This is a genomic window from Flavobacterium xizangense (assembly GCF_054075145.1).
Map to the genome: position 1 here is coordinate 1 of NZ_JBSIPG010000021.1, position 7,507 is coordinate 7,507.

General features: G+C 35.7%; 3 protein-coding genes. All 3 read right to left on the reverse strand.

Annotated elements, in window-relative coordinates:
* A partial coding sequence (locus ACWA1B_RS22280; protein WP_456910769.1) for a peptidoglycan recognition protein family protein occupies positions 1-1,860 on the reverse strand: 1,860 nt, incomplete at its 3' end.
* A gap of 130 nt (positions 1,861-1,990) precedes the next feature.
* Positions 1,991-5,695 carry a family 10 glycosylhydrolase gene (locus ACWA1B_RS22285; RefSeq protein WP_456910771.1) on the reverse strand — a complete coding sequence of 1,235 codons (3,705 nt, stop codon included), beginning with the start codon at positions 5,693-5,695 and terminating at the stop codon, positions 1,991-1,993.
* Between the two features lie 416 nt (positions 5,696-6,111).
* On the reverse strand, positions 6,112-7,158 hold the full coding sequence (locus tag ACWA1B_RS22290) for a LacI family DNA-binding transcriptional regulator (protein WP_456910773.1): 1,047 nt from the start codon (positions 7,156-7,158) through the stop codon (positions 6,112-6,114).
* Between the last annotated feature and the right edge of the window lie 349 nt (positions 7,159-7,507).

A 7,507-nucleotide genomic window follows, 5' to 3' on the forward strand; every position in this document is an offset into this window, starting at 1 on the left:
TGTATCACCGTCATGAATATAATCTGTTCCAATATATCCTGCGGTCGCAGAAGTTGAAGTCCAAGCCCCTACCAATGACGCTGCTAAATTATCTACCGTAATTGAAGTCGAACCTGGCAATGTACAACCGGCGCTTTTTGGAGTAAAACTAACAGGAGCAGAATATTTTGATGTTCCCGTTGCCGCGCTGTAACTTCTTATGGTATAATAGTATACAGTTCCCCCTATTGGAGATTCTGCAACTGCTGCACTTGTCGTATTCCATGAATAGGTTTTTACAGTATTCACAACATCATTTACAACTACTGTACTGTTTGGTATTGTCGCTGATGTAAATCCGTCTGTATCATTCCAGCCTGTATTCGATTTAGAAACCTGAATACGGTAATCGGCATTTGAAATTGTAGAATCCCATGTAAAGTTTACTGGAGTGCTTACATATACCTGACCCGCTGAAGGTGCTGTTGGAACTGGAACATTTGTTGTACTGCCAGCTGCAATTTTCGCTAATAAAACATTCCAGCGAGCTGTGGTAAGATTAGGGCAATCTGTTCCTGAGTTTACGTCATTATGGCCATAAATTCCACGATTGCCATTCGTTACGCGTCTTGTTTTTGGAACACCATTTCTATCACAAACATCAATTGCCAAAGCCGCAGCCGCATTCAACATTGGCTGACTATCCCACATCGATAAATTCGTCGCCAATACTTCATGCTCTGTACTAACTCCTGCTCCATTCCACTGCGGATATCCTGAAACTCCTTGAGAATAAGAACGGTCTGCTTCACGAACTACCTGAGAAATTTGGCCATCAGAGTTACGAATACAATAATGCGCAGAGGTTGGAGTTGTTCTGCTACAATCATTAAAATACGAAATAGCACCTTCGTAAGTACCTGTCGCCATATAGTGGACGAAATAGTAATCAATACCATATCCGTTACGTCCTACTCCATAATTACAAGCTGTAATTCTTGACAAAGCTCCTGGATAATCAACTGCCATAACTGCTTCAGTTGCGCTTCCCTTTGCAGTAGTACTTTTCGAAGTTTTAGATGACGGAATTGTGACCACATTTCCTTTAATATCAATAATTTCTTTCCAAAGTGTAACGGTTTTCGAACCCTCTTTAACAACTTTAAAGAAACGTTCTGCCAATGAAGTTTTCATTGCTTCATCTTTCAAACCAGTCAACTCACGAGTTGCATTAAACCAATCTTCAAGGCTTTTCGGATTTGCATTTGTTTGATAACTTTTAAGCAAAGCAGCTGCCGCTCTAATATTAGTTTTTGCATCAGTTTTAATAGCTTCCGGAGTCGATTTAATTAATTTTGCAGCTACAGCAATTTGGTTGTTGTAGTCACTTTCAATCAATCCCATAACACCCCAAGACCCGTAAAAAGAAGAAGACACTTGTGCCCAATTACTTTGTACTTGCCCAACAGCCATCAAAATTTCTACTGGAACACCAAATTCCTTGCTTGCTTCGGCAAAATATTTAGTCATTGTTACAACAGAAGGATGTGGCCTGTTTAGATACTCTTTCAAAAGCTCTCCGTTATGATCACATTCTAGTTCATCATGTTTTTCTTGTACTTCTGACTTTTTACTGGTCACGGTAGTTTTATTTGCCAACGTTAAATAATCGTCCATGTTTCTTTGCAGAAATACTTCGCCATTTGATTTTATTTCTTTTTTAATAGCCGTTTTTAAATACTTGTCGGCCAAAGAATACAGTTGGGAATCACTTGGTTTCTTGGAGTCTGGCGTTGTCTGTGCCAAACCAGTTGCAATACTAAACAAAACCATAATTACAGCAATTTGGTTTCGAAAAATAGTAGGTTTGTTTTTCTTCATGCTTTTTGTTTTTGTTAATAAATAGTCTAAATTGGTTTATGGTTAATAAGAAAAAATATTCGGAAAAGTAAATAGTAAGCCTAAAAGAACCGCCACTCAATTGGCGGTCTTTTAGCCTAAAAACAAAAAATTACTTGTTTAAAATGATTTTTTTAGTCGTAATTTTTCCATCGGTCGCAACCTGAAGAAGATAAATTCCTTGTGCAAAATTATTTAGATCAAGCTGCTGTTCCGTACCTTCAAAAGTGGTATTTAGCAATTGTTGTCCAGATACATTAAACAATCGAACATCCGATTTTATATTGCTATCCAATTTTAAATTTAATATTCCGTTAGTTGGATTTGGATAAACGATTAACTCATCAGAAACCTTTATGTCCTCAATCTCTTCAATTTGTTCTGTATTCAACATTTTTCTAGTTCCAGAACAAGCTGAAATATAATTGTGCTGAATATCATCAATCCAAACTGTCATTGTATTTGCGGTATTGTTTTGTTTGATTACAATGGCATCTAATGTTACCGAAGCCCCGCCAACAATTCCATTTCCAGTTGTGATAGTTGTCCCTACTGCGGTTGGTAAAAACCATTCGTAGTAATTCCAGGCCCCGTTATTGATGATGGCTATTGGAGGTAATTCTTCCAAACCATCTGTATCATCAATCCAAGCTGTAACAGTTGCTCCTGCATTTGCTGTACTTGTTTTAAGCCAAAATCCAAAAGATCCCTGATTTCCCACAAAAGCTTGATTATTTGCAGGCGTTCCTCCTCCTGAAAGTAAACGCACTAACCAGTTTGTTGTTACCGTTGTATTATCATTCAAAACGGCCTTTAAACTTGCTGTTCCATTTTTAAAACTATCCGTCGCCCTCGCCAATGTTGATGTCGTTGCAATTCCAACAGTCGAACCCGATGCTGTTGGAACACTTGTAAATCTTCCAGCTGAACTTTCAAAAGTTTCCAGCGTAGTTTTGGTATTTGTTCCGACACAAATTGTCATCGTATAAGTATTGCTTCCGCAAGCATTTGAAGCGACCAATGTAATGGTCTTAGTACCTGTTGTAGTAAAATTTACTGTTGGATTTACTGCTGTGCTTGTTGCCGGTGAACCATTAGGAAAAGTCCAGGAATAAGTTGTGGCTCCTGTAGAGGTATTGCTTAGAGTCATGTTTTCGCCAGTTGCCACTTCCGAATAAGGGGCTGTAAAACCTGCTGTAACTGCTCCTGAAGGATTTACAGTAATTACATTCGTTAATGTTTTCGTATTTGAACCTGCGCCATTAGTCGCTGTTAGAGCAACATTATACGTTCCCGCAGTATTATAAGTTACAACTGGATTTGCAACAGTGCTCGTACTTGGGGTTCCTCCTGGAAATGACCAGCTGTAAGAAGTAGCATTAGTCGAAGCATTAGTATAAGTTACCGTTTGCCCTGCACATATTGTTGCCGAGGCCGGTGTAAAATCTGCTACTGGCGGCGTTGCATCTGGCAAACAATCTATAAAATAGAATCGAACGGCATCAGCAATAACAACACCAGAAGTACCACTCGTACGAATTACAACTTTATTATTAGTACCCGCACTTAAATTATAAGTTCCTAACGAAACCCAAGTTCCATTATTGATTTGTTGATTTACAGGAACTGTTGTTGTTCCACTTTCGTGGATGATATCCACAGGCACGTTATTGGCGCGATTGGTTCCTGCAGTATGATTAATAAAAACTTCGTATCGCCCTCTTTGTGGAATTGTTGGTGTAAAAGTCGCTGTTTTCGTTCCTTTTGCAGTATCGCCATCATGAATATAATTTGATCCAACATAACCTGAAGTTGCAGATGTTGCTGTCCAAGAACCTACAAGAGTCGCATCAACATTATCAATGGTAATAACGGTTGTTCCTGGTACGGTACAATTGGCACTTTTTGGAGTAAAACTCACAGGAGCAGAATATTTTGAAGTTCCTGTTGCAGCACTATAACTTCTTATGGTATAGTAATAAGTGGTTCCTCCTACCGGAGCTTCATAAACTGCAGCATTGGTTTGATTCCAAACATAACTCATAACTGAATTCACAACATCATTTACAACAACTGTCGAGTTTGGTGTTGTAACGCTTGTAAATCCGTTCGTATCTGTCCATCCCGTTGCAGACTTTGAAACTTGAATGCGATAGTCTCCATTTGTGACTGTAGAATTCCACGAAAAATTTACTGGAGAGCTCACATATAATTCTCCTTCTGTCGGACTTAAAGCTATTGGAGCTGCTGGCAAACTATTATACGGAACACCTGTAATATTAGCACTTTCATTGTTATTTTTATCTAAAGCTGTTACCAAGAAATAATTATTAGGAGCAGCTAATTGAGTCGAAGTCAACGTAATTTGTGTTGCATTTACGATATCCAAAACTTTTGTACCATCTTGTTTAAAATTCGGAATATCTGCCTGCGTTGCAAATGCATACACGACATATTTTATTGCCAAATCGCCATCATTAGCAGCAACCGGAGCGTCCCATTTGAGAATATTTCCTTCAAATCTAATATTAGTTGGCTCCAATGGACAAACATTATCCTTCCATGGCATCGATGGCGGAAAAGATTTATACTTATATTGATTATTTTGCAAAGTTGTTGCGATTCCTTTTTCATTACTCATAATGTATTGAGTTGAATAAGAAGTCTGACCAAAAGTATTGGTCATCGCCGGAATTCGGTTTTGATCGATTTGATTTTGAATTTCCGAAGCTGGCCAGTTTTGAGACGAAGTACTAGGCAATCGATCATAACCTTGGCTAATATATAAATGTCTCCCATAAGTTGCCACCTGATCATTCCACCATTGCGAAAGTTTGATGTAATCTTGAGAACCACCAATTTTCCAATATAATTGAGGAGAAATAAAATCTACTTTGCCATTTTGCAACCAATTTATTGGGTCACAATATAAAGCACTGTATGACGGATTTCCGACAATTCCTGTAGGAACTCCACTTTTCCAGATTCCAAACGGAGCAACACCAAAAACAATATTTTTATTATTATTGGCATTAATTACCTGTAAAGCATCATAAACGCCCGCAATCATTTTATTAACGTTATCACGGCGCCAATCATCAATATTACTTATTCCTGTTGGGTTATTATTAGCATAAGTCGCAGCATCTTGATTGTTTGCCATTCCTTGATCTGGGTAAAAATAATCGTCAAAAACAATTCCGTCAATGTCATATCGCGACGCAATATCTTGTACAATACTTATAATATAATTTCGTACAGCAGGCAAACCTGGATTCAAAATTTTGAGATTAGCATTGTTAGAAGCAGTAAAAACCCAAGAAGGATTTAGTTTAGAAACGTGATTATTAGCCAAGGTATAACCTCCAACACTTGCACGATAAGGATTTAACCATGCATGCAAATCCAAGCCTCGTTTTCTGCACTCTGTAATAGCAAAACTCAAAGGATCCCAAAGCGGATTTGGTGCCACACCTTGAGTTCCAGTCAACCAATAAGACCAAGGCTCAATTGATGAATTATAAAGCGCGTCACATTCTGGCCGAACCTGAAAATAAACAGTATTGATTCCTGTAAGAACCAATTTATCTAAGATTGTAATCAACTCGGCTTGTTGAACTGCGGGAGTTGCAGTTCTGTTACTCGGCCAATCTAAATTGTAAACAGATGTCAAATAAGTCCCTCTCAAGTCTGCTTTAGGGCTGGTACTTATTTCGGGTCCACTATTCGAACAACCCAGTGGTATATTGGTTCCTTGGCCCAACATGAGCCCATTAACCAGTAATAAAAAAAATAAATTGAGTAATTTTTGTTTCATAAATTTGGCAGTTTAAGGTTAATAACAGTAAATATATTACAAAAAAACGCAAAAATGTTAACTTTAAAATATGATTTTAAGTTAAAAAACGCAAAATAACGCAATTTAAAAACCACAATAACGCATAAAACCTAACAAACACAAGAACTGCGATTTAAAGAATTATAAACGTTTGTTAATAAAATATTTTAAAAAGTTTAAAACTTTTTAAAATATTAAAGAAAAATAGTACAGTTAAAAGTTTATTTTTTGAAAAAAAGAGATAACTTTTTAAATTTTAAGACCTTACTACTTTTTAAAATTCAAATAATGATACTTATAAATGTTTTTTAAGTTTGATTTTGAATGTAAAAAGCAACATTAAAAAAATAAATTTTAATATTTTTTAAAATCTAAAAGACTGTTCACTATTCAACTTAAAAAACTGCTTTTACCGGATTTGTAAATCTATTAGTAGAAGATTCTCGTATAATTAGCTCTGACTTTAATATACATTTATTAGTGGATTCTGACACATCTTTATTCTTTAAAAGCTGGAGCATAATTTCCATTAGTTTAGAGCAAATTTTTTCTAAAGGTTGTGAAACACAACTAATTGAAACAGGTAATAGTCTAAACATTTCATGATCATCAAATGAAATAATTCCAATTCGATCTATTAAACTATTATCATATTCTTTAAACGCTTCTAAGCCAATTTGAGCCAAATAATTTGTGGCAAAAAAAACAGCATCAATTTCTGGATTTTCAATTAAAAATTGCTTAATATGCTGTTTTCCATTCTGCATTTCATGATAAGAAATAAATTGAGTATTAGCTTTCAAGCCAAAATCAGAAACTGCTTTTTTATAACCTGATAAACGATCCATCATCTGAGTTTGATTGGACATTGTAGTTATAAAAGCAATATTTTTAAACTGATTTTTTATTAAATGAAGTGTGGCATCATAGGTAGCCTGCTTATTATTTGTAGTAACAGCATTGCAATCTAATTCATCAAAAAAACGATCCAACAAAACAACCGGAATGTTTTGTTTTATCAGGTTTTCAATGGTAACTTGTAGTCCGGGAGAAGGCACAATAATAAATCCGTCAACCTGTCGATGATTAAACAACTCGATTAGTTCACGCGACTTTTCATCATTATTGTCATTACTGCAAAATAATACTCTATAACCTTCTTTGGATATCATATCTTCAAAAATCCGAGTCAACTTGCAAAAGAAACTATTTGAGATATCTTCAACCATGAAAACAAGAATCTTAGATTTGCCTGTTCTCAAACTTTGAGCAATTTGATTAGGCTTGTAATTCACTAGCTTAGCATAATCTAAAACTTTTTTTGTCAGCTCCTTTGAAATATGTTTTTCCTTTGACTTGCCATTCAATACAAAAGAAACAGTAGTGATCGAAATTTTCAGTTCGTTGGCAATATTTCTAATTGTAATAGGCTTGTTTTTCATTTTAAAATTATATTAAAAAAGTCATGCTTTTCTAAAACCAATGTAATACCTATCCAGCAATTACGCCTCTTTAAGTACACATTGGTCTCTGAAAACTACAAATAAAATTACCAAAAACATCAAAACTGGCGGCTGTAGAATTTACAACCGCAGCTTTAAGTATCATTATTAAAAACCAAGTTTTAATTCAATTATTTTTAAAAAATATTCTGAGGTTTCAACATAAACAAGAGAAATCTTTTTAGTAATCAAAGCGTTTAAAAGCTTCGATAGCTTCATATTCTGCCAAACCTAGTTCATCATACAGGATTGCTGTGTTTTTGTTTCGGTCTTCGGCCCTAACCCAGAA